This is a genomic window from Sinorhizobium sp. 7-81 (assembly GCF_030124405.1).
Classification (GTDB): domain Bacteria; phylum Pseudomonadota; class Alphaproteobacteria; order Rhizobiales; family Rhizobiaceae; genus Sinorhizobium; species Sinorhizobium psoraleae.
Genome location: NZ_JASKLT010000008.1, coordinates 215,541 through 237,505, shown reverse-complemented (window position 1 = coordinate 237,505; position 21,965 = coordinate 215,541). Strand labels below are relative to the sequence as shown.

Sequence of the window (21,965 nt, the reverse complement as noted above, 5' to 3'; positions counted from 1 at the left end):
CGGCTCAGCCCTGCTGCTCGCCGAGGAGCGCGAGCTGGCTTGCCTGATAATCCGCCAGCAGCGCATCCACGACCTCGTCGATCTCGCCCATCATCATCCGGTCGAGCTTGTAGAGCGTCAGGTTGATGCGATGGTCGGTGATGCGGCCCTGCGGGAAATTGTAGGTGCGAATACGCTCCGAACGATCGCCGGAGCCAACCTGGCTCCTGCGATCCGCCGACCGCTCACTGTCGGCGCGCTGGCGCTCCATATCGAAAAGTCGCGAGCGCAGCACCTGCATCGCCTTGGCGCGGTTCTGATGCTGCGACTTCTCCGAGCTCGTGACGACGAGACCGGTCGGGATATGGGTGATGCGGACCGCAGAGTCGGTCGTATTGACGTGCTGACCGCCGGCACCCGAAGACCGCATCGTGTCGATGCGGATGTCCTCGGGACGGATATCGATATCGATCTCCTCGGCCTCGGGCAGGACCGCCACCGTCGCCGCGGAGGTATGGATGCGTCCGCTCGCCTCCGTTTCCGGCACGCGCTGCACCCGGTGGACGCCGGATTCGAATTTCAACCGCGAGAACACGCCGCGGCCCGATACCGTCGCGATGATTTCCTTGTAGCCGCCGGCCTCGCCCTCGCTTGCCGAAAGAACCTCGACTCGCCAGCCCTTGGTCGAGGCATAGCGCTCGTACATTCGGAAGAGGTCGCCGGCAAAGAGTGCTGCCTCCGAGCCGCCTGTGCCGGCACGGATTTCGAGGATCGCGCTCTTTTCATCGGCCGCATCCTTTGGCAAGAGCAGGATTTGGATGTCCTGCTCGAGCGCTTCGATCCGCTCTTCGACGTCGGGTTTTTCCATCTCGGCTAGGTCGCGCATCTCCTTATCCGTCGCCCGGTCGGAGAGCATGGCGTTGATGTCGGCGAGTTCAGCCGTAGCTTTCTCGTAGGCACGGATCTTGGTCACGACCGGCTGCAGCTCGGAATATTCCGAGGCCAGCTTGACGTAGACGTCAGCCGACGGCCCGGCCGACATGCGAGCCTCGATCTCACCGAACCGACGCTCCAGTTCGCGCATCTTTTCAACGGGAAGCTTTGCCAAATGTAACTCCAAATGCGTTCGCCCCGCCCGAGATCATTCGGGCGTGGCCACTGCATGATTCCTTAAATCGGTTCCGATTTAAGGAATCATGCAACAAATCAAAGCTCTACAGCGACCTTTGCGCGTCTGATTAGACGCGCGGCGCTGTAAAGACGCTCCAATGCTGTCTAAACCGGTATGCCGTTGGCCCCTGCGAAATCGACGAGGAGCTGCCGAACCGACGTATCGGATTTCACGTCGTCGAGCGCAGTCTCCAGGAGCTCAGCCAGCTTGCCGGCATCGAGCGCCAGCAGCATCGCCTTGACCGGCCCGACCGCCGTCGGCGACATCGACACGGAGCGGAAGCCGAGACCAAGCAGCGCCATCGCCGACAGCGGCTTGCTCGCCATTTCGCCGCAAAGCGTCACCGGCGTGTCGTTGCGTTCGCCGGCCCGCACGATCTCCCGCAGGATGCGCAGAAATGGTCGACCGAGAATATCGAAACGATCGGATACACGGGCATTGCCGCGGTCGACCGCCATAGCGAACTGGAAGAGATCATTCGAACCGACGGAGACGAAATCCACCTCGGCCATCAGTTCGTCGAGCTGCCACATCAGCGCCGGAACTTCCAGCATTGCGCCGAACTGCAGCTTGCGCGGCAATTGCTCGCCAAGCTTCGACTGGCGCTCGATCTCCTTCTGCAAAAGTTCGCGCGCGATCTTGAGCTCGGAGACTTCCGTCACCATCGGCAGCATCAGCTTGAGTTCAGCGCCGGCGGCCGCTCTCAGCATCGCCCTCAGCTGCGTGCGCAGAAGTCCCGGCCGATCGAGCGAAAGCCGGATCGCCCGCCAGCCGAGCGCCGGGTTCTCCTCTTCCGCCGCACGGAAATAGGGAACGACCTTGTCGCCGCCGATGTCGAGCGTGCGGAACGTCACCGGCTTGCCGCCCGTTTGCTTCAGCACGCTGCGATAGAAGGCTTCCTGCTCCTCGGCCTTCGGCATGGTCGAGGCGATCATGAATTGCAGTTCGGTGCGGAAAAGACCGATGCCTTCGGCCCCGGCCTCGTTCAGATGCGGCAAATCAACCAGCAAGCCGGCATTCATCTGCAATGTAATGCGTTTGCCGTCCTTTGTAAGCGGCTCGACGTCTTTCAGTGCACGAAACTGCGCTTGCCGGCGGGCGCGGAACCGCACCTTCTCCTCGTAAGCACGCTGCAGATCGGCGAGCGGCCGCAAATGCACCTTCGCATCGTCGCCGTCGACGATTATGGCGTCGCGGTTTTCGGCAAGCGCCACGGCACCCGCCGCTTGGCCCACGACCGGAATACCCATGGCGCGGGCGACGATCACCACATGGCTCGTGACGGCGCCCTCTTCGAGGACAAGACCGCGGACGTTTTCGCGCGGATAGTCCAGCAGTTCGGCCGCGCCCATGGCGCGGGCGACAATGATCGCGTCATTCGGGAAGTCGGCTGCCGACAGCTTGGCGCCGTAACCGGAAAGCTGGCGCAGCAGTCGGTTGGCAAGGTCGTCGAAATCATGCATCCGCTCGCGGAGATAAGGATCCGTCAGCCGGATCATTCGCGCCTTGGTCTCGCTCTGCACGCGCTCGACCGCCGCTTCCGCCGTCAGGCCGTTGCGGATCGCCTCCTCGAGTTTCCTCACCCAGCCGCGGTCATGGGCGAACATGCGATAGGTTTCGAGCACCGCCCGGTGCTCGCCCTCCATGGACACGTCACGGCGCGACAGCATGTCGTCGATCGAGATGCGCAGGGAACCGAGCGCCTCGGCAAGGCGCTGCAATTCCTGGTCCGTATCCTCGTTGAGCAGGTTCGTGACGACAATTCGCGGCTCGTGCAGCACGACATAGCCGAGGCCGATGCCTTCGCCGAAGCTGTTGCCGTCGATCGTGACAGGACGCGAAAGGTCGAGTTCGAGGCCGGGCTTGGTGATCTTCTTCAACTCGCCGGTCGCGACCATCTCGGCGAGAACCATCGCCGTCGTCTCGAGAGCCTCGACCTCGTCCTCGCGGTAGTTGCGCATCGCCTTGTTCTGCACCACGAGAACGCCGAGCGCGCGCCCTGTGCGGAGGATCGGCACGCCAAGGAAGGAGTGGTAGATCTCTTCGCCCGTCTCAGGCAGATAGGTGAAGGCCGGATGCGACTGCGCGTCAGAAAGATTGAGCGGTCGTGCCGAGGCCGCAATCGTGCCGACGAGGCCCTGCCCCATCTTCAACTGCGCCAGGTGGACGGCGGTCTTGTTCAGACCTTCGGTGGCATAGAGTTCGAGCACGCCGTCGGAACGCAGCACATAGACGGAGCACACTTCCGCGACCATGTTCTGTGCAATCTGGCGCACGATCCGGTCCAGGCGCTCCTGCGGCTCGAGCGGTTCCGCCATGAGCTCGCGCAACCGCTTGAGGAGAACGCGCGGACCTGCGGAAAGGTCTCTCATCGCGTAAGGTCTCCCGAATAAGAATTACCGACGGCACGCATCCGGACCTCACGAGCGATCGGTCGCGAATCCCAAATCAACTGCCTGCTGTTTAACTCTTATCCAGACCGTAGACGGAATGCAAAGTGCGAACCGCCAATTCCGCATATGGGCCGTCGATCAGGATGGAAATCTTGATCTCGGAGGTTGTGATCGCCTTGATGTTGATGCCCTTCTCGGCAAGCGCACGGAAGGCCGACGCGGCGACGCCCGCATGGCTGCGCATTCCGATACCGATCACCGAGACCTTGACGAGGCCCGATTCCGACTGGACGACGTCGTAGCCGACCTTTTCCTTGTTGTCGGACAGCACCTTCAGCGCCTTATCGACATCACCGGAGGGAACGGTGAAGGTCATGTCCGTCTTCGAACCGTCTTCCGAAATATTCTGCACGATCATGTCGACGTTGATATGCGCTTCCGCCAAGGGCCCGAAGATCGCGGCGGAAACGCCCGGCCGGTCTGCCAGACGGCGCAGCGAAATCTGAGCTTCATCCTTGGCATAGGCAATGCCGGTTACGACTTCCTGTTCCACGATCTCATCCTCATCACAAATCAGCGTTCCGGGCGGGTTCAGAAGGTCACCCATGCCCGGCGCATCGGGATCCTCGAAAGAAGAGCGCACGAACGTGCGGACCTTGTGCACCATGGCAAGCTCGACCGAGCGCACCTGCAGCACTTTGGCGCCGAGGGAAGCCATTTCCAGCATTTCCTCGAAGGCGATTTTCTTCAACCGCCGAGCCTTGGGCTCGATCCGCGGGTCGGTCGTGTAGACGCCATCGACGTCGGTGTAGATGTCGCAGCGGTCGGCCTTGACGGCGGCAGCGATCGCAACGGCTGAGGTATCCGAGCCGCCGCGGCCGAGCGTCGCCATGCGATTGTCCGGACCGAGACCCTGAAACCCGGCGATGACCGCAACCTGGCCCTCACCCATCCGGCGAATGATATCGGCGCCATCAATGTCGAGGATGCGGGCGGCACCGTGGGCATTGTCGGTCTTGATCGGGATCTGCCAACCCTGCCAGGAACGCGCATTGATGTTCATGGATTGCAGCGCGATCGCGAGCAGCCCGGAGGTGACCTGCTCACCGGAGGCGACAACGGCGTCGTATTCACGCGCATCGTAGAACGGGGCGTTCGAACCGGCAACCTTCGGCATGCTTTCCACCCAGCCGACCAGTTCGTTGGTCTTGCCGGACATGGCGGAAACGACGACGGCGACCTCGTGGCCGGCATCGACTTCACGTTTTACATGGCGAGCGACATTGTAGATGCGTTCCAAATTTGCGACGGACGTTCCGCCGAATTTCATAACGATGCGTGCCATTTCGCCTCTACCGGTACCGATGTTTGCGCGCGAGCGCGCGACAGAGAAAGCGCCCCCGCCGGCGCCTGACGATCAAAAAAGCTTGGCACTTCTCGGACATCGGCCAGTCACCGCTTCGGGGAGCGGAAAGTCGCGGCGTCTCTTAGCGGATCGACAGGCGACGTGCAATGGCAAGGCGACGGAATGCCCGAGGTTCCGGCCGGTGTCTGGAACCGGTCCCGGGCCTCTCGTCGCCCCCCGGTTGCAAGTCCTTGCCTGCAATGTTATCAACGCACCGCAACTCGATTGATGAAGGAGGGCTGCGCGTGATCACATACTTCCGGCACCACCGCCAGCGTGGCCCCGTCTCCGCCCTGCAGATGCGTTTGCAGGGCTGACCAGAGACTGAAGCTCATTCTCATCACCTCCTGGTCTGCCCAGTCGTCGTGCGGCGCCGAACGATAAAGTTCACTGGCCGCCTATCGTCATCAAACCGAGCCGAGTGGCCCGGGCGACGCGCTGACGTTCGCATCCGGCCCCGCTTCGCTTCTTCCGCGATTGACGTCGGAAATGCGAAGCCTCAGCTCGGGCAGTCCAGAGAACGACAATGGCCTTGATCAATGTAAGGAATCTCGGCGTCACCTTGGGTGCGCCGCTCTTTTCGAACCTCAACCTTGCGGTTGCAGCCGGTGACCGTATCGGCATCGTCGCTGCCAACGGGCGAGGAAAATCCACGCTCTTGAAATGCATCGCGGGCGGGTTCGATCCGACCGCCGGTGAAATCACACGCGCGCGCGGTCTCACCATCGGCTATGTGGAACAAGCCGTGCCGACCGCCATCTTCAGCAAGTCATTTTACGATGCTGTCCGCCAGGTACTGCCGGAGGAACAGGCGGAAACCGAGAGCTGGCGGGTCGACGTCATGCTGGACTCGCTCGAAGTTCCGCCGGAGCTTCGCGACCGGCCAATCGCGGCGCTGAGCGGTGGATGGCAGAGGCTTGCCCTGCTTGCCCGTGCGGCGGTTATGGATCCGGACGCGCTTCTGCTCGACGAGCCGACCAACCACCTCGACCTCGCCAAGATCATGCAGCTGGAGACGTGGCTCAATAGCCTGCCCCGTGATGTTCCCGTGCTGATCTCCAGCCATGACCGCGCCTTTCTCGACGCAACGACCAACCGGACGCTGTTTCTGCGGCCGGAGCAGTCCCATGTCTTCTCGCTTCCCTATTCTCGCGCCCGCGATGCCCTGGACGAGATCGATGCCTCGGACGAGCGGCGCTACCAAAAGGAGATGAAGACCGCCCAGCAGCTGCGCCGGCAGGCGGCCAAGCTCAACAATATCGGCATCAACTCCGGCAGCGATCTCCTGACCGTCAAGACGAAACAGTTGCGGCAGCGGGCGGAGCGTCTGGAAGATTCAGCACGGCCGGGCTTCCAAGAACGGTCATCCGGCGCCATTCGGCTCGCCAACCGGGGCACGCACGCCAAGATCCTGGTAACGCTCGACGACGCATCCGTGGAGACTCCGGAGGGGCGCCTGCTCTTCAAGACAGGCAAGCGCTGGATCTGCCAAGGCGACCGCATCGTCCTGCTCGGGCACAACGGCGCCGGGAAATCGCGTCTCGTCAACCTGATCAAGACAGCAATATCCGGACCGGATGGCGCATCCGAAAGGATCAAGACAACCCCGTCGCTCGTGCTCGGCTACAGCGACCAGGCGCTTGCCGGCCTGCCAGATGACGACACGCCGCTTGCCGCTCTCGGTCGACGTTTCGAGATCGGCGATCAAAGGGCGCGCGCCCTGCTGGCGGGCGCCGGCCTCGGCATCGACCTGCAAACGCGCCCGATCGGTGTTCTTTCGGGTGGCCAAAAGTCAAGGCTCGCAATGCTCGTGCTGAGGCTTACCGAGCCGAACTTCTATCTGCTCGACGAGCCGACCAACCACCTGGATATCGAAGGACAGGAAGCGCTGGAATCGGAGTTGATGGCCAACCAGGCGACCTGCCTTCTCGTCTCGCACGACCGCAGCTTCGTGCGCGCCGTCGGCAATCGATTCTGGCTGATCGAGAACCGGCGGCTCGTCGAGGTCGAGGGGCCGGAGGATTTCTTTGCCTCCGCGACAACAGGTCAGGCGTGAGCACCGTGCAGCGTCCCGCCCGCTGGCGGGACGCTGCACGCTCGGCCGAAACCAGCGCAACCACTTCCATTCATCGCGTCCGCGCGTCGGCAGCGATCGGCTTCGGGGGGGAAACGCGATGTCGTCACACGCCCGCTGGGGTCCGGCGTCGTCATCCTGGCATACCAGCCGCAGTCCGCGTGATCGGAGGAATCGGAAGGAAGGAGAAAAGATGGAAGCGATTCCGGGGCGCGTGGAGCCTTGACGGCCAACGCGACGGCTGAACGATCCCCTTGACATCGCTCCCGGATCAGCCGACTTCACCTAGGACAATTGGAGCGGGATGCGGCGAAAGCGGTGTCACAATTTCCTCGTCCGCTCTGAACAATACGGAGGCATCCCGATGACCGAGACGGCGCGCACCACGATCGACCAGAGCGAAGTGGACCGGTTTTCCGCGATGGCGGCGGAATGGTGGGATCCGACCGGCAAGTTTCGCCCGCTGCACAAGTTCAATCCGGTGCGGCTTGCCTATATCCGCGACAAGGCGTCGGAACATTTCGGCCGTGACCCCAAAGGCTCGCAGCCGCTCAAAGGCCTGCGGCTGCTCGATATCGGCTGCGGAGGCGGGCTCTTATCCGAACCGATGGCGCGCATGGGCGCAGATGTTCTCGGGGCGGATGCATCGGAAAAGAATATCGGCATCGCCAAGACGCACGCCGCCGGCAGCGGCGTTTCCGTCGATTATCGCGCAGTCACGGCAGAGGCGCTCGCCGAAGCCGGCGAAAGCTTCGATATCGTCCTCAATATGGAGGTGGTGGAGCATGTCTCCGATGTCGACTTCTTCGTATCCACCTGCGCCCATATGGTTCGGCCCGGCGGGCTGATGTTCATAGCCACGATCAACCGCACGGTAAAAGCCGCGGCGCTCGCGATCTTCGCCGCGGAAAACCTGTTGCGCTGGCTTCCGCGCGGCACCCACCAGTACGAGAAACTGGTTCGCCCGGAGGAACTCGAAAAACCGCTCCAGGCCAGCGGCATGGAAATCGCCGATCGCACCGGCGTGTTCTTCAACCCGCTCGCAAACCAATGGAACCTGTCGAGGGACATGGACGTCAACTACATGATCGTCGCCAAGCGGCCGGTCTGACCTAAGGGGCACGGCCCTTACCCTCCCCAACCCCTTCCCACAGGTAGGAGGGGCCTGCTCGGTCTACGCCTGACAAACCGATTGAATTGGCAGGCGATCGCAGCGGGCACTTCGCCCCTCCATTGTAGGGGGGCGTCTCTGGGTCGACCCAAATCGTCGTGATTATCACTCTCAGTTGGCATCATCCGGCAGCGCGGGCAAGGGTGCGATCTCGATGCCTTCTTCCAGAAGCGCGATCGCCTCTTCCGCGCTTGCCTTGCCGATCAGCCCGCGCTGCTCGGCCTCGCCATAATGGATCTTGCGCGCTTCTTCCGGAAAACGTTCACCGACGTCATCGGCATTCTCGCGGATCGAATTGACCAGTTCGCGGATCTTGGCAATCGTTTCCTTCTGGGCCCGATCCATCACCAGCGCGCGCGTCGCCTCCTTCTTGCGTGCGGTCGATACCGAAGGCGCCATCAGTTGCTTGCTGACGGAGTGAGAGCCGCAAGTGGGACAGGCGACCAGACGCCGCTCGACCTGGGAATCGAAGTCGCCGCTCGACGCGAACCAGCCTTCGAAGTCATGGCCATTGTCACACGACAGATTGTAACGGATCACGCTGCAACGCCCCCTTTCCCGGTCGGCGTCACCTCATCCAGCACGAAACTGCGGGCATTCTTGAGATTGGGTATTTTTGCGCGCGCGCCATGCACTGCGGCAGTGTCGATGTCGGCTATGATGACCCCCTCCCCGGTCGGGCCGGCCTCGGCGAGCACGCGGCCCCAAGGGTCGATAATCATCGAATGACCAAAGGTTTCACGGCCATCCTCATGCTCTCCGGCCTGCGCGGCGGCGATGATGAAGAACCCGTTCTCGATGGCGCGGGCGCGCAGCAGAATCTCCCAATGCGCTTCGCCGGTCTGCCGGGTGAAGGCTGCTGGCACCGACATGATCTCGGCACCGGCAATTGCCTGCTGGCGGAAAAGCTCGGGGAAGCGGACGTCGTAACAGATGGAAAAGCCCAGCTTGCCAAAGGCAAGATCGGCAACACGCGCGGTAGCACCGGGGCGGTACGCCGCGCTCTCGCGCCAGCTTTCACCATTCTCAAGATCCACATCGAACATGTGGATCTTATCGTAGTCGCAGATCTTGACCCCGTCCGGCCCGAAGAGGAAGCCACGATTGGCGATCTTGCCGTCGGAAAGAGCGATTGGTGTCGACCCGACGTGGAGATAGACGCCGAGTTCTCCTGCGAGGTTGGCCGCCTCGCGCACGATGATGTCGTTCGCCTCGTCCTTCAGTACGGAACGAAGCCCCGTCCGATCGCGCTGGATGGCACCGGTCATTTCCGGGGTCTGGATATAGGTCGCGCCTTGAGCGGCCGCCTCGCGCACGAGCTTCGTCATCCCCTCGACGTTTCGCGCGGGATCGACGCCGGAACACATCTGGACGGCAGCTGCTTTGAAACTCATCTTTCTTGTCTCCATAGCCATCTTCACGCACGCCAAGGCTTTGGTCGTGCGCGACGGCTGCGCGTCAAACCTTTAGGCAGCGAGCAGTTCGTCGAGCTTGCCGGCGCGGTCGAGCGCATGCAGGTCGTCGCAGCCACCGACGTGGAGGTCGTTGATGAAAATCTGCGGAAACGTCGTGCCGCCGTTGGATTTTTCGATCATCGTCTGGCGCATGCCCGGATCAAAGGTTGCATCGTGCTCGACGAAGGTGACGCCTTTGGTTTCGAGAAGTTTCTTTGCCGCCGAGCAATAGCCGCAGAACTGACGCGTATAAATGACAACCGAAGCCATGATCCTGAACCGCTCCTTCACCGGCATCGATGCCGGACGTCTGCCGCTACATGCTTCCTTGAACCGCTTCCCAGTCAAGAAAGCATGTAGCATTTCAAGGTGCTACAGCGACCTTTGCGCGTTTTATTAGGCGCGCTGCGCTGTAGTCATATAGGACCGGACATTGCTCTTGCAAAGGTCAAAACCGTGACGTCCCCGGCCCCTGCCCGCTTCAGCGCGCGGGTGGCGGCCAAGACGGTTGCACCGGTCGTATATACATCGTCCACGAGCACAATTCTTTTCCCGCCGAGACCCGGTCTGCCGCTTTCAGGGACGACGAAGGCGCCGCGGACATTCTCCTCACGCGCCCGGGCGCCGAGTCCGATCTGCCGGCTGGTGCGTTTGATGCGACGAAGCACGTCCGGCCGGTAGGGTTTTTCCGCATGCGCCGCAATGACGCGCGCGAGTTCCGCGGCCTGGTTGAACTTTCGCCGCCAGAGGCGGAATGCATGCAGCGGAACCGGCACGATCATGTCGGCCGCCGCCACCGCTCCGTCGCTCGCACGGATCATCCATTCGCCCATCATCGGCGCCAGATCGGTGCGGTCGCGATATTTCAAACCGTGGATAAGGTCGCGCACGACGCCTTCGTGGATCGCGACTGAACGAAGCCGGTCGAAGACGGGCGGCTCGGCGATCGCTTCGGGAGAGACGGAACCCGGTCCGGGGTCGAAAGCAAAGGGGAGCCCCAGGATTTCACAATAGGGCCGCTCGATCAGCCGAAGGCCGGACCAGCAAGCCGGGCAAACGGCATGATGATGTCCAGTCAACCGGCCGCAACCGCAGCAGACCGGCGGAAAGACGATGCCGACAGCGTCGGTCCCGAATCGGCTCAACAGCGCCGCCCAACGCAGGGCCCGATTTCGCCATCCTTCCGGTTCCATATGGTTGACTTTGTCCACGTCAGGGTTTCTTTGCATCCGTGATTTCGGAGAGAGTATCGTGGAAATCATCTTTGACCAGAGCCTCGTTGAGGCGCGCCGCCACAGGGCCCTGCTTCACGCCGACGAGAAGGCGACCTTCCTGCTCGATATCGTGGCACGGGAGCTCGCCGATCGGGTGAGCGTGGTCGAGCGGCAGTTCGATCGCGCGATGGAACTGCACGGTTACACCGGGCTCACAGCCGAGTGCCTTGCGGCGACAGGCAAGGTCGGAACCATCGAGAGGGTGGAAACGGACAAGGGCTTCGGTTCCGCCGATCAACCTGTTACGGTCGCCCCACTGGAGCAGATTCCCGCCGCGCCGGAATCCCTCAATCTTGTCGTGTCGCCGCTTTCGCTGCATCTGACAAACGATACGCCAGGCGTCTTCATTCAGGCCCGTCGGGTGTTGAAGCCGGATGGCCTGTTCCTCGCGGCGATCCCGGGGAGCGGCACGCTGCAGGAGCTTCGCGACACGCTTCTGGCGGCCGAAGCCGAACTGACCGGCGGAGCAAGCCCGAGGGTCATTCCGTTTGCCGACGTCCGCGAAATGGGCGCCCTTCTGCAGCGGGCTGGCTTTGCCCTGCCGGTGGCAGACGCCGAAACCTATACGGTCCGTTACGATTCCCTCTTCGGTTTGCTCAAGGACCTGAGGGCCATGGGCATGGCCAACCCGCTGGCGGCGCGTAGCCGCGCGCCCGTCTCTCGACGGTTTTTCCTGAGGGCGGCCGAGCTCTACGCGGAGCGCTTCTCCGACCCCGACGGCCGCGTTCGCGCAACGTTTTCGATCATTTACGTCTCCGGCTGGGCGCCGCACGAGAGCCAGCAAAAGCCATTGAAACCCGGTTCCGCGAAGCAAAGACTGTCCGAGGCGCTCGGCGTCGATGAACATCCATTGAAAGAGAAGTAAACGACGCTGCGTCGCGCGCCTCATCAGACGCTTGAAGGACGCTGGAGCACTTTGACTTGCCCCCGCGTTCAGCTCAGCATCCGCTTTTGCTGCCATCCGCATCGATGATGCAGACGGCGCCCGGAGTCTCTTGCAGCACGCTGCGGCGGACCGTGTAGCGCCGGCTGGTGCCGTTCGAGGGAATCGAGCCGGTCGAAATATTGTCGTAGGCCATCGGCGTATTCGCCAACATGCGCTTGTCCGTCTTTGACGACAGCATCGGCGTGAGGATCAGCGTCAGCGCGATCACCGCCGTTCCGAACAGCAGCGACAGATTGAGCACGCCCGTCCGGCGGGCCTGGCTCGCCGCCAGATCCTTGTCCTGAACTGTCCTCCAGAAATCTTCGTCCACCATCCCAGCCTCGCAAACACGTAAAGAGCGGCGGGCGAAAGCATCCTTCCCAAGCCTCGACCTGACCACACCTGCTCGAAACCGGTGCCACGTCAGAAGCCGCCGAGCACCGAAACTGATGCCCCTATCATTGCAGGAGGGTGATAAACTTTTGATTAATAAAGTTTGAGATTTTCCGCTAAAAATCGAGCTTTTACGGGACCAAAGCGATCAGGCAAGGGCTACAGCCGAGGTTGGATCGGTCAAAGCAAATCCATCAGAAACGGAATCAGCGGCTCGTCCGCCGGAGGCATCGGATAGTCGCGCAGCGCCTTCGGCCGCACCCACTTGATCGTCTGGCCCTCGCGCCCCTCGGCGAAGCCTTCGTAGCGCCGGCATACATAAAGCGGCATCAGCAGATGGAAGTCGTCATAGCTGTGGCTCGCGAAGGTGAGCGGCGCAAGACATGCGACCTTGGTGCGGATGCCGAGTTCCTCTTCAAGCTCCCGGATCAGCGTCACCTCGGGCGTTTCACCCGGCTCCACCTTGCCCCCCGGAAACTCCCAGAGCCCGGCAAGCGGCTTTCCTTCCGGACGCTGCGCCAGGAGAATGCGGCCGTCGGAATCGACGAGAGCGCAGGCCGCAACCAGCACGATCTTCTTTCCCTGCATATCCATTCAGCCCCTTCTGCATGTTCCTTAAAAGCGGAGCCGATTAAAGGAAAAAACATGCAATTCAAAGTGCTACAGCGACCTTTGTGCGTCTGAAGAGACGCACGGCGCTGTAGGTGTCCGATAGAGATAACGATAGACTTCGGTGAAGCCGGCCCTACGGTAAAGTTCGACCGCCGCCTCGTTTTCGGCCTCCACCTGCAGCCAGGCCTTCTTCGCGCCCTTGAGGCGTGCCCAGCGGAGCGACGCATCGAGCAGCGCCGAACCGACGCCCTTTCGGCGCACGGCCTCGGCCACGGCGAACTGCATGATGCCGGCAAGATCATTGTCCTGAACTACCAGCGACACCGCGGTCGGACCGATCTCGAGGTCTTCGAACAGGAACAGACCGCATTCCGGTTTGATGGCATTGATGATTTCGGTGAGCGCCGCCTTGGTCTGCGGCTCCTCCCTGCCGATCAGGATACGCGCATCGACGAAGCGGCCTATATCCTTGATCGGGAGGTGATCGATGCCATCGCCGAAGTCGCGCTCGACGAGATCGGCCGTCAGCACCAGGCTGTGTCCGAATGCGGCCCAGTCTTCATTGTCCATGTAGGCGATCAGTTGCGGCGGCGTCAGCGGCGTCTGGCGAACCGTGAGTTGACGACCGTAGTCGGAGAAGCGCTTGCCTGCCTTTTCAAGCCGGATGGCAATGTCGCGGTAATCCGACGGATCAAGCGGATTGACGGAGTTCAGACGTTTGGAGGCGTGTCCGGCCGTAAGACGGATCAGCCAACTGCCGTCGTACTGAACGTTCGGAGCCGGCCAGGCGCGGAAGCCGACGGCTTCCAGCCGACGCACACTCGGAAGATCAACCATGATCGTTTCCCCAACCGCCGCGCCTTCCGTCGGCGGCCGCCTGTCGTTCGATGTCATTCGCCCTTAACCCCGGGTCCCGGATACCGCATCGCGCGAAATCGTCAGCTTCTGTAGTCGCCGTTGATCTCGACATATTCCTTGGTCAGATCGCAGGTATAGACGGTCGCGCGGCCCGAACCGAGGCCGATGTCGACGCGGATCGGAATGTCCTCGCCTTTCATGACGGCACTCGCAGCCGCTTCCGAATAATGCGTATCCCGCTCGCCCTCCACGGCGACACGCACATCGCCGAACCAGATCGCCAGCCGATCGCGCTCGGCCATCTCTCCGGATTTGCCGACGGCCATGACCACGCGGCCCCAGTTCGCATCCTCTCCGGTAACGGCCGTCTTGACCAAAGGCGAATTCGCGATCGACAACGCAATGCGCTTGGCGGCGGCATCGGTCTCCGCACCTTCGACGGTCACGATGACCATCTTGCGGGCGCCTTCGCCGTCGCGCACGACCTGGAGAGCCAAATCGCGCAGCACATCATTGAGGGCGGTGCGGAAGGCCTCGAGGCGCGGATCGGCGGCGTCGACCACCTTTGCCTGACCGTCCTTCGCCGCCGCGCCGGTCGCAAACAGCATCAGAGTGTCGGAGGTGGAGGTGTCGCTGTCGACCGTCACGGAGTTGAACGTCGGACCGACGCCAGCCGAAAGCAGGGCCTGAAGTGCTTCCGGCGCGATGTCGGCATCAGTCACGACGAAGGAGAGCATCGTCGCCATGTCGGGCGCGATCATGCCGGCCCCCTTGGCGATGCCGTTGATCGTCACCGTGATGCCGTCGATCTCGGCACTGCGGGTCGCGACCTTCGGATAGGTATCCGTGGTCATGATCGCCTTGGCCGCCTCGAACCAGAAATCCTCCTTGCCGGAAACCGCAAGACCATCGAGCACGCCGGCGAATTTGGTCGCATCGAGCGGCTCGCCGATCACGCCGGTCGAGGCCAGAAAGATCTCGCTCTCGCTGCATCCGACAGCCTTGGCGGCGGACTGCGCGGTGAGTTCGGTCGCCTCCCGCCCCTTCTTGCCCGTGAACGCATTCGCATTGCCCGAATTGACGACCACGGCGCGCGCAACGCCCCCCGTGAGGTTCCTGCGGCAGAAATCGACCGGTGCGGACGGGCATTTCGATCGGGTGAAGACGCCGGCAACCGCAGCGGGTTCGTCGAAGATCATCATCAGCACGTCGGTGCGGTTCTTGTACTTGATCCCCGCTGCGGCCGTTGCCATGCGCACGCCTCGAAGCGGCGGCATTTCGGCGAAGGTTTTGGGAGCAAGCGGAGAAACGGAGCCGGACATGGGTAAACCTGCTTTGGAGAAGCCTGGATAATGTTGCGACAATGCCCGAGCGGCATCGCGCCGTCGGGCATCGACGATGAGCGGGACCGGACGTCGCTCCGCCCCTCTAGAGCGCCGCGCGTCTATCAGACGCGCAAGGGACGCTGTAGCACCTGGAATTGCTGCATGTTCTTATCCTTAGGTCAGCTACGATTTAAGGAAACATGCAGCAGGCGAAACGACATCCTGCGATACCTTACTTCGTTTCCTGCGGCTTGTTGGCCTCGTCGTAGGCCTTCTTGAGCGCAGGATCCGAAATTTCGACGCCGGTTTCCTTTTTCGCGGAAGCCAGAAGCTCCAGGTATTTGTCGCGCATGACGAGCTGACGCACCTGCGGCTCGACCTGTTCCAAGGTCGGCGGCGCCTGCGGACGCTTGTCCTCGACAAGGATGACGTGGAAGCCGAACTGTGTTTTCACCGGGGTCTTGGTATAGGCGCCCTTTTCGAGGGCGAATGCTGCTTCTTCGAATTCGGGCACCATCCGCCCCTTGGCGAAGTAGCCCAGATCGCCGCCCTCATCCTTGTTCGGATCGGACGACTTGGTCTTGGCGAGCTCGACGAAGCTCTTGCCTGCCTCGAGCTCCTTGATCACGGCCTTTGCCTCATCCTCGGTCTTCACCAGGATATGGCGGGCCTTGATCTCTTCCTGTGCCGGGATGGCGGCAACTTCCTTGTCGTAGCGAGCCTTGACTTCTTCCTTCGTCACCGCGTCCACGACATGCTTCTTGAAGAACGCATTGTGCAGCTCGCGTTCGGTAAGGTAAGCGATACGCTGCTTGAAAACGGCGTCGTCCTGCAGGCCTTCCTTCTCGGCATTCTTTGCCAGAAGCTTGACATCGATAACGGCCGAAAGCGCCGCGGCGCGTTTCTGTTCTTCCGGCATCTGCTGAAGCTGCGGATCAAGACCACTGAGAGCGAGATTGAGTTCGGACTGACGGACTTCCTGCCCGCCAACTGTCGCGATCACCGGATCGGTCCCTTCGGCGCGCGCTCCGTGCACAGCGATTGCCACGACGAATGCCGCGGCCGCCAAAGTCTTGTATCTGGACATTTCACTAACCTTTCACCTTTGGCCGCCAGCTCGATTGCCTCTGGCCCTTGCGGCTGCACAACACCAGAATATGGCCGTTCTGTAGCCTTCCGGCTGTGCAAGTGCGTTGACATAATCCGACCCCCCTCTTATCTGTCACGCAACCTCGCGTCCAGAACAGTTTCCGGGCGTTTCATGGCATTATGCGGTTTTTCAAACCCAACCTGAAACCCCAGGCGACAAATAAAGAAAGGGCCATTCGTATGGTCAGTCTCGGCGGCCTCGCCCGCAAGTTGTTTGGTTCCGCCAATGAGCGCCGCGTCCGTGGTTACAAGGGCCGGGTGGACGCCATCAACGCTCTCGAAGCCGAAATGAAGGCCTTGAGCGACGAAGCGCTGGCGGCAAAAACCGCGGAATTCCGCCAGCAATTGGCCGAAGGCAAGACGCTCGACGACATCCTCGTGCCGGCCTTTGCGGTCGTGCGCGAAGCCGCGCGCCGCGTCCTCGGCTTGCGTCCCTTCGACGTCCAGCTCATCGGCGGCATGATCCTGCATGAGCGCGCCATTTCCGAGATGAAGACCGGCGAAGGCAAGACGCTCGTCGCGACATTGCCCGTCTACCTCAACGCGCTGGCCGGCAAGGGCGTGCATGTCGTGACGGTCAACGATTATCTGGCCCAGCGCGACGCCGGCATGATGGGCCGGATTTACGGCTTCCTCGGCATGACGACCGGCGTCATCATTCACGGCCTCACCGACGAGCAGCGCCGCGACGCCTATGCCTGCGACGTCACCTACGCGACCAACAACGAACTCGGCTTCGACTATCTGCGCGACAACATGAAATACGAGCGCTCGCAGATGGTGCAGCGCGGTCACTTCTTCGCGATCGTCGACGAAGTGGATTCCATCCTGGTCGACGAGGCGCGCACGCCGCTGATCATCTCCGGTCCGCTCGACGACCGCTCCGACCTCTACAATACGATCAACGAGTTCATTCCGCTGCTCTCGCCGGAAGACTACGAAATCGACGAGAAGCAGCGCTCGGCCAATTTCTCCGAAGAAGGCACCGAGAAGCTCGAGAACATGCTGCGGCAGGCGGGCCTCTTGAAAGGCGAGTCGCTTTACGACATCGAGAACGTCGCGATCGTCCACCACGTCAACAATGCTTTGAAAGCCCATAAGCTCTTCACGCGCGACAAGGACTATATCGTGCGCAACGGCGAGATCGTCATCATCGACGAGTTCACCGGCCGCATGATGCCGGGCCGCCGCTATTCCGAAGGCCAGCACCAGGCGCTGGAAGCCAAGGAAAAGGTCCAGATCCAGCCCGAGAACCAGACGCTTGCCTCGATCACCTTCCAGAACTACTTCCGCATGTACGATAAGCTTGCGGGCATGACCGGCACCGCATCGACCGAAGCCGAGGAGTTCGGCAACATCTACGGGCTCGAAGTGATCGAAGTGCCGACCAACCTGCCGATCATGCGCATCGACGAGGACGACGAGGTTTATCGGACGGTCGGCGAGAAGTACAAGGCGATCATCGACGAGATCAAGTCGGCGCACGAGCGTGGCCAGCCGATGCTCGTCGGCACCACCTCCATCGAGAAATCCGAGCTTCTCGCCGAAATGCTGAAGAAGAGCGGCTTCTCGAAGTTCCAGGTCCTGAACGCCCGTTACCACGAGCAGGAAGCCTATATTGTCGCGCAAGCCGGCGTGCCCGGCGCGATCACGATCGCGACCAACATGGCCGGCCGCGGTACCGACATCCAGCTTGGCGGTAACCCGGACATGCGCATCCAGCAGGAACTGGACGAGATAGAGCCCGGCCCCGAGCGCGAAGCGCGCGAAAAGGCGATCCGCGAAGAGGTGCAGAAGCTCAAGGAGAAGGCGCTCGCCGCTGGCGGTCTCTATGTTCTCGCCACCGAGCGCCACGAGAGCCGCCGCATCGACAACCAGCTGCGCGGCCGCTCCGGCCGTCAGGGGGATCCCGGCCGCTCGAAGTTCTTCCTGTCGCTCCAGGACGATCTGATGCGCATCTTCGGCTCCGACCGCATGGACGGCATGTTGCAGAAGCTGGGCTTGAAGGAAGGCGAAGCAATCGTCCATCCGTGGATCAACAAGGCACTCGAACGCGCCCAGAAGAAGGTCGAGGCACGCAACTTCGACATCCGCAAGAACCTCTTGAAATATGACGACGTGCTCAATGACCAGCGCAAGGTCATCTTCGAGCAGCGCATCGAACTGATGGATGCGGAGAGCGTCACCGAGACGGTCACCGACATGCGCAACGAAGTGATCGAGGATGTCGTCAGCAAGCGGATTCCCGAGCGCGCCTATGCCGAGCAATGGGACGTCGAAGGCCTGAAAGCGGACGTCCAGCAGTATCTCAATCTCGACCTGCCGATCACCGAGTGGGCTGCGGAAGAGGGTATTGCCGAGGACGATATTCTCGAACGCGTTAGGGAGGCCGCCGACAAGGCAGCGGCCGACCGGACCGAACGCTTCGGCCCCGACGTCATGCAATATGTCGAGCGCTCCGTCGTACTGCAGACGCTCGACCATCTCTGGCGCGAACACATCGTCAACCTCGACCATCTTCGTTCGGTCATCGGCTTCCGCGGCTACGCCCAGCGCGATCCGCTGCAGGAATACAAGTCCGAGGCGTTCGAACTGTTCCAGGCCCTGCTCGGCAATCTCCGCCAGGCCGTGACGGCACAGTTGATGCGCGTCGAACTGGTGCGCGAGGCACCCGAAGCACCGCAGCCGCTGCCGCCGATGGAAGGTCATCACATCGACCCGCTGACCGGCGAGGACGACTTCGCCCAATCCGGAGCGTCGCTGCTGGCCGTCGCGCCAACGAACCGCAATCCGGCCGATCCCTCGACCTGGGGCAAGGTATCGCGCAACGAGCCCTGCCCTTGCGGCTCCGGCAAGAAATACAAGCATTGCCATGGAACGTATGAAGCATGATCGAATGCCGCCTTCGGGCGGCATTTTCATAGGCGCGCCTTCGGCTTTTCCTACCGCATGATCCGGCGCTGATTTTCACGGATCGGATGGTGATGGCCGTCGTCGAAATGGCCGCGCTGAACCGTTTGTTAACGCTGATCTGGCAGAAGTGAAGCCCTGTATTGCGTAGAATCAGGGTGTCCTCGTGTTCATGGCGGTATGTCAATCGGCCGGACGAATGCTGCCGTCGGCGCTGAGGCACCGCCTGTCTCCGCTGCCCGGCAGGCTTGGATCGATCGCCTCCAGCACCGACCCCAAGGGCCGCGCGCAACGCACGGCCCTGATCGCCTTTGCGATCCGCATCTTCAGTGCAGCCATTGCCCTCGTCTCGCAGATCGTTCTCGCTCGTCTCATGGGCGAGTTCGAATACGGCGTCTTCGTCTTCGTCTGGGTCCTGGCCATCCTGTTCGGCAACCTGTCCTGCCTCGGCTTGCACACGGCCGTGATCCGCTTTCTGCCGGAATATCAAACGGCGGACGCCGTGGCGGAAATCCGCGGCCTCACCACGGTCTCGCGCGTCTTTGCGCTCCTTTCGGCGACTGCGCTGGCCACACTCGGTGGCATTGGTCTCTGGTTCTTTGCGGACATGATCGAGCGCTATTATCTCGTCGCCCTCTATCTCGGCCTTGTCGCCCTGCCGATGATCGCACTTGGCGATGTCATGGACGGCACCGCGCGCGCGCACAGCTGGCCATTCGCCGCGTTGAGTCCCACCTTCATCATCCGGCCGCTGCTCATCCTCGCCTTCATGGTGCTCGCCACCACCGCCGCCGGATTGCCCAACACGGCGAAGACCGCAATGATCGCCGCCCTGGCTGCCACCTACGTCACGACGCTCGGGCAGTTTCTCGCAATGACACGACGCCTCCGCAGGCGGTACGTCCGCGGGCCGATGAAGATCGAACTCGGACCGTGGCTGCGCCTCTCCGTGCCGATATTTCTCGTCGACGGTTTCGGTTTCCTGCTGACCAATTCCGACGTCGTGATCGTCGGGCTCTACCTGCCGCCGGATGACGTGGCGATCTACTTCGCGGCCGCCAAGACCATGGCTCTCGTGCATTTTGTCATGTTCGCCGTAAAGGCAGCGGCCGGGCCGCGCTTTTCCGAGGCGATGGCTGCCCGCGATCGCCGCCAACTCGCCGAAATCGCGACCGAAAGCGCGCACTGGTCCTTCTGGCCCTCGCTCGCGATGGGCGGCGCGGTGCTCCTCGTCGGCCAGTTCCTGCTGTCGCTGTTCGGCCCGGCCTTTACCGCCGGCGCGCCGTTGATGGCGATCCTTTTTGCCGGCATTCTGGCCAAGGCTTTCGTCGGCCCCGTCGAAACGCTGCTCACCATGGCTGGCCGGCAGAAGCTCTGTGTGATCCTTTATGCTACCGCTCTCGCCGTCAACATCGCGCTGAACCTCGTTCTCATCCCGGCTTTCGGCCTGACGGGCGCGGCGCTCGCCACCGCTGGAGCGATGTTCGTCGAGGCGGCAATTCTGCACCTCGCTGCAAGACGCACTTTCGACATCCCGCTCCTCGCTTTCGCGGGCAGAGGACGCGGCAACGACAAGAACGAGGCGATCCGTCCATGATCGGCAACACCCCCCTTCCCGGAGACGCAAACAGCAGGGCGAGCCGCCTGCTCGCCGGATTGGCCCAGCCGGGCTTCGACTCGTTGCAGCCCGAGCAGACCGTCAGTGTCGGGCGGCCCGGCCGATATCTCTCGATCTATTCCGCAAAGGCTGGCTACGAGCTGCAGCGAGAGCTCGACTTCCTCTCGAACCGTGCCATAGAACCGAACATATTCTTTACCGGCCGCTTTCTCGCTCCGGCCATGCCGCGCCTTGAAGACCGGGTCATCCGGCTCGCCGTGATCCGGGACAGCGACGAACACCGCAGCCGGATGCGCTTCCTCATGCCGTTCTCGATCGAGAAGCCCGGCTTCGCGATCGGCGCGACCATCATTCGTGCCTGGTCGAACCCATTCGGCCCCTTGGGCGTACCGCTGCTCGACGCGGAAGACGCGGCCGAAACGCTCAGCAATCTCTATGAAGCGCTGGCCGCCCCCTCGTCCGGCTTGCCGCCGGTGCTCGTGCTGCCGGACGTGAGGCTCAAGGGCCAGTTCGCGCAGCTCGCCCGCGCGATCGCGATCGGCGAAAACCTGCCATTGACCGTGACCGACACCTTCGAGCGGCCGATGCTCGAAAGCCTGCTCGACGGCCCGACCTATCTGCGCAAGGCGATCAAACGCCCACATTTCAAGGAATTGCGGCGCCAGTGGAAGAACCTCGAAAAGCACGGCCAGCTGATCTACAACGTCGCGCGCCGGCCGGAGGAAATCCGGCTGCGCATGGAGGAATTCCTGGCGCTGGAGGCTTACGGCTGGAAGGGGCGAGAGCGCAGCGCCATGATCATGGATCGCTTCCGCGCCGCCTTCGCCAGGGAGGCGATCACCAATCTTGCCGAGACGGACAGCGTCCGCATCCACACGCTCGATCTCGATGGCAGGGCGATCGCCGCCATGGTCGTTCTGCTTATGGCCGGCGAAGCCTATACGTGGAAGACGACCTATGACGAGCGATATGCCAAATATTCGCCAGGCAAGCTGCTGCTCGCCGAACTGACGGAATGGCACCTCGACGATGCCAATATAGCCCGCTCCGATTCCTGCGCCGTGCCCGACCATCCGGTAATAGGCCGCTTCTGGCAGGAGCGCGAGGAAATGGGAACACTCGTCATCGGCCTGCAGCAGAACCGTGACCGCGATGTCCGGCAGGTCGCCGCCCAGCTCCACCTCTATCGCAACACCCGCAACATGGCGCGGTTGCTCCGCGAAAAGATACGCGCGCTTGCCGGCCGTTGACGCG

At 62.1% G+C, this 21,965-nt stretch carries 19 protein-coding genes; 6 read left to right on the top strand and 13 right to left on the bottom strand.

Annotation, left to right across the window (positions count from 1 at the left end; genetic code table 11):
* Positions 1-4 precede the first annotated feature (4 nt).
* The 4 genes from prfA to QN224_RS24225 all read right to left on the bottom strand — a co-directional run bounded on the left by prfA (position 5) and on the right by QN224_RS24225 (position 5,283).
* Complete coding sequence (gene prfA / locus QN224_RS24240) at positions 5-1,087, bottom strand: peptide chain release factor 1 (protein ID WP_283978684.1); 1,083 nt, start codon at positions 1,085-1,087, stop codon at positions 5-7.
* A gap of 167 nt (positions 1,088-1,254) precedes the next feature.
* Positions 1,255-3,522, bottom strand: a complete 2,268-nt coding sequence (gene ptsP, locus QN224_RS24235; protein WP_283978683.1) for a phosphoenolpyruvate--protein phosphotransferase — start codon at positions 3,520-3,522, stop codon at positions 1,255-1,257.
* A gap of 91 nt (positions 3,523-3,613) precedes the next feature.
* Positions 3,614-4,888: an aspartate kinase gene (locus tag QN224_RS24230; protein ID WP_269281870.1), complete on the bottom strand. Its 1,275-nt coding sequence runs from the start codon at positions 4,886-4,888 to the stop codon at positions 3,614-3,616.
* A 266-nt stretch (positions 4,889-5,154) separates the two neighbouring features.
* Positions 5,155-5,283, bottom strand: a complete 129-nt coding sequence (locus QN224_RS24225; RefSeq protein ID WP_269281869.1) for a hypothetical protein — start codon at positions 5,281-5,283, stop codon at positions 5,155-5,157.
* 191 nt (positions 5,284-5,474) lie between these two features.
* On the opposite strand from QN224_RS24225, the gene QN224_RS24220 reads away from it, so the two are divergent.
* Complete coding sequence (locus tag QN224_RS24220; protein ID WP_283978682.1) at positions 5,475-7,004, top strand: ABC-F family ATP-binding cassette domain-containing protein; 1,530 nt, start codon at positions 5,475-5,477, stop codon at positions 7,002-7,004.
* Positions 7,005-7,386: 382 nt separating this feature from the next.
* A complete protein-coding gene (gene ubiG, locus QN224_RS24215) occupies positions 7,387-8,133 on the top strand; it encodes a bifunctional 2-polyprenyl-6-hydroxyphenol methylase/3-demethylubiquinol 3-O-methyltransferase UbiG (protein ID WP_173509295.1) in 747 nt (248 codons plus the stop codon).
* Positions 8,134-8,304: 171 nt separating this feature from the next.
* Here the strand turns inward: ubiG and QN224_RS24210 are convergent, their stop codons facing one another.
* The 4 genes from QN224_RS24210 to QN224_RS24195 all read right to left on the bottom strand — a co-directional run bounded on the left by QN224_RS24210 (position 8,305) and on the right by QN224_RS24195 (position 10,909).
* Positions 8,305-8,733, bottom strand: a complete 429-nt coding sequence (locus tag QN224_RS24210) for a DUF1178 family protein (RefSeq protein WP_283978681.1) — start codon at positions 8,731-8,733, stop codon at positions 8,305-8,307.
* Positions 8,730-9,587: a carbon-nitrogen hydrolase family protein gene (locus QN224_RS24205; protein WP_283978680.1), complete on the bottom strand. Its 858-nt coding sequence runs from the start codon at positions 9,585-9,587 to the stop codon at positions 8,730-8,732. Before QN224_RS24205 ends, QN224_RS24210 begins: the two co-directional genes overlap by 4 nt.
* 72 nt (positions 9,588-9,659) lie before the next feature.
* The gene (grxC, locus tag QN224_RS24200; protein ID WP_173509292.1) at positions 9,660-9,917 is read right to left on the bottom strand and encodes a glutaredoxin 3; all 258 of its coding nucleotides are present in this window, start codon (positions 9,915-9,917) and stop codon (positions 9,660-9,662) included.
* A 146-nt stretch (positions 9,918-10,063) separates the two neighbouring features.
* Positions 10,064-10,909, bottom strand: coding sequence for a ComF family protein (locus tag QN224_RS24195; protein WP_283978679.1), 846 nt, complete (start codon positions 10,907-10,909; stop codon positions 10,064-10,066).
* Between QN224_RS24195 and QN224_RS24190 the strand changes: the two genes are divergently transcribed.
* Positions 10,899-11,786: a methyltransferase domain-containing protein gene (locus QN224_RS24190; RefSeq protein WP_283978678.1), complete on the top strand. Its 888-nt coding sequence runs from the start codon at positions 10,899-10,901 to the stop codon at positions 11,784-11,786. The two genes, QN224_RS24195 and QN224_RS24190, sit on opposite strands and share 11 nt — an antisense overlap.
* A gap of 73 nt (positions 11,787-11,859) precedes the next feature.
* Here the strand turns inward: QN224_RS24190 and QN224_RS24185 are convergent, their stop codons facing one another.
* The 5 genes from QN224_RS24185 to QN224_RS24165 form a co-directional block, all read right to left on the bottom strand.
* Entirely contained in the window at positions 11,860-12,180 is a 321-nt protein-coding gene (locus tag QN224_RS24185) for a hypothetical protein (RefSeq protein ID WP_283978677.1), read from the bottom strand.
* Positions 12,181-12,419: 239 nt separating this feature from the next.
* Positions 12,420-12,833: an 8-oxo-dGTP diphosphatase MutT gene (mutT, locus tag QN224_RS24180; RefSeq protein WP_269281863.1), complete on the bottom strand. Its 414-nt coding sequence runs from the start codon at positions 12,831-12,833 to the stop codon at positions 12,420-12,422.
* A gap of 66 nt (positions 12,834-12,899) precedes the next feature.
* Entirely contained in the window at positions 12,900-13,745 is an 846-nt protein-coding gene (locus tag QN224_RS24175) for a GNAT family N-acetyltransferase (RefSeq protein WP_283978676.1), read from the bottom strand.
* 44 nt (positions 13,746-13,789) lie between these two features.
* Entirely contained in the window at positions 13,790-15,031 is a 1,242-nt protein-coding gene (gene argJ / locus QN224_RS24170) for a bifunctional glutamate N-acetyltransferase/amino-acid acetyltransferase ArgJ (RefSeq protein ID WP_283978675.1), read from the bottom strand.
* Between the two features lie 235 nt (positions 15,032-15,266).
* Complete coding sequence (locus QN224_RS24165; protein ID WP_283978674.1) at positions 15,267-16,121, bottom strand: peptidylprolyl isomerase; 855 nt, start codon at positions 16,119-16,121, stop codon at positions 15,267-15,269.
* Positions 16,122-16,363: 242 nt separating this feature from the next.
* Here QN224_RS24165 and secA point away from each other — a divergent pair, with 242 nt between their 5' ends.
* From secA to QN224_RS24150, 3 genes are all read left to right on the top strand, one after another.
* The gene (gene secA / locus QN224_RS24160; protein WP_283978673.1) at positions 16,364-19,075 is read left to right on the top strand and encodes a preprotein translocase subunit SecA; all 2,712 of its coding nucleotides are present in this window, start codon (positions 16,364-16,366) and stop codon (positions 19,073-19,075) included.
* 217 nt (positions 19,076-19,292) lie between these two features.
* Entirely contained in the window at positions 19,293-20,690 is a 1,398-nt protein-coding gene (locus tag QN224_RS24155; RefSeq protein WP_283978672.1) for a lipopolysaccharide biosynthesis protein, read from the top strand.
* Positions 20,687-21,961: a GNAT family N-acetyltransferase gene (locus tag QN224_RS24150; RefSeq protein ID WP_283978671.1), complete on the top strand. Its 1,275-nt coding sequence runs from the start codon at positions 20,687-20,689 to the stop codon at positions 21,959-21,961. Before QN224_RS24155 ends, QN224_RS24150 begins: the two co-directional genes overlap by 4 nt.
* Positions 21,962-21,965 lie beyond the last annotated feature (4 nt).

Bases quoted from the DNA above. Each gene is read 5' to 3' on its own strand.
- ptsP (WP_283978683.1), bottom strand. From the start codon at position 3,522: ATGAGAGACCTTTCCGCAGGTCCGCGCGTTCTCCTCAAGCGGTTGCGC.
- QN224_RS24230 (WP_269281870.1), bottom strand. From the start codon at position 4,888: ATGGCACGCATCGTTATGAAATTCGGCGGAACGTCCGTCGCAAATTTG.
- QN224_RS24225 (WP_269281869.1), bottom strand. From the start codon at position 5,283: ATGAGCTTCAGTCTCTGGTCAGCCCTGCAAACGCATCTGCAGGGCGGA.
- QN224_RS24220 (WP_283978682.1), top strand. From the start codon at position 5,475: ATGGCCTTGATCAATGTAAGGAATCTCGGCGTCACCTTGGGTGCGCCG.
- ubiG (WP_173509295.1), top strand. From the start codon at position 7,387: ATGACCGAGACGGCGCGCACCACGATCGACCAGAGCGAAGTGGACCGG.
- QN224_RS24205 (WP_283978680.1), bottom strand. From the start codon at position 9,587: ATGAGTTTCAAAGCAGCTGCCGTCCAGATGTGTTCCGGCGTCGATCCC.
- grxC (WP_173509292.1), bottom strand. From the start codon at position 9,917: ATGGCTTCGGTTGTCATTTATACGCGTCAGTTCTGCGGCTATTGCTCG.
- QN224_RS24195 (WP_283978679.1), bottom strand. From the start codon at position 10,909: ATGATTTCCACGATACTCTCTCCGAAATCACGGATGCAAAGAAACCCT.
- QN224_RS24185 (WP_283978677.1), bottom strand. From the start codon at position 12,180: ATGGTGGACGAAGATTTCTGGAGGACAGTTCAGGACAAGGATCTGGCG.
- mutT (WP_269281863.1), bottom strand. From the start codon at position 12,833: ATGGATATGCAGGGAAAGAAGATCGTGCTGGTTGCGGCCTGCGCTCTC.
- QN224_RS24175 (WP_283978676.1), bottom strand. From the start codon at position 13,745: ATGACATCGAACGACAGGCGGCCGCCGACGGAAGGCGCGGCGGTTGGG.
- argJ (WP_283978675.1), bottom strand. From the start codon at position 15,031: ATGTCCGGCTCCGTTTCTCCGCTTGCTCCCAAAACCTTCGCCGAAATG.
- QN224_RS24165 (WP_283978674.1), bottom strand. From the start codon at position 16,121: ATGTCCAGATACAAGACTTTGGCGGCCGCGGCATTCGTCGTGGCAATC.
- secA (WP_283978673.1), top strand. From the start codon at position 16,364: ATGGTCAGTCTCGGCGGCCTCGCCCGCAAGTTGTTTGGTTCCGCCAAT.
- QN224_RS24155 (WP_283978672.1), top strand. From the start codon at position 19,293: ATGCTGCCGTCGGCGCTGAGGCACCGCCTGTCTCCGCTGCCCGGCAGG.
- QN224_RS24150 (WP_283978671.1), top strand. From the start codon at position 20,687: ATGATCGGCAACACCCCCCTTCCCGGAGACGCAAACAGCAGGGCGAGC.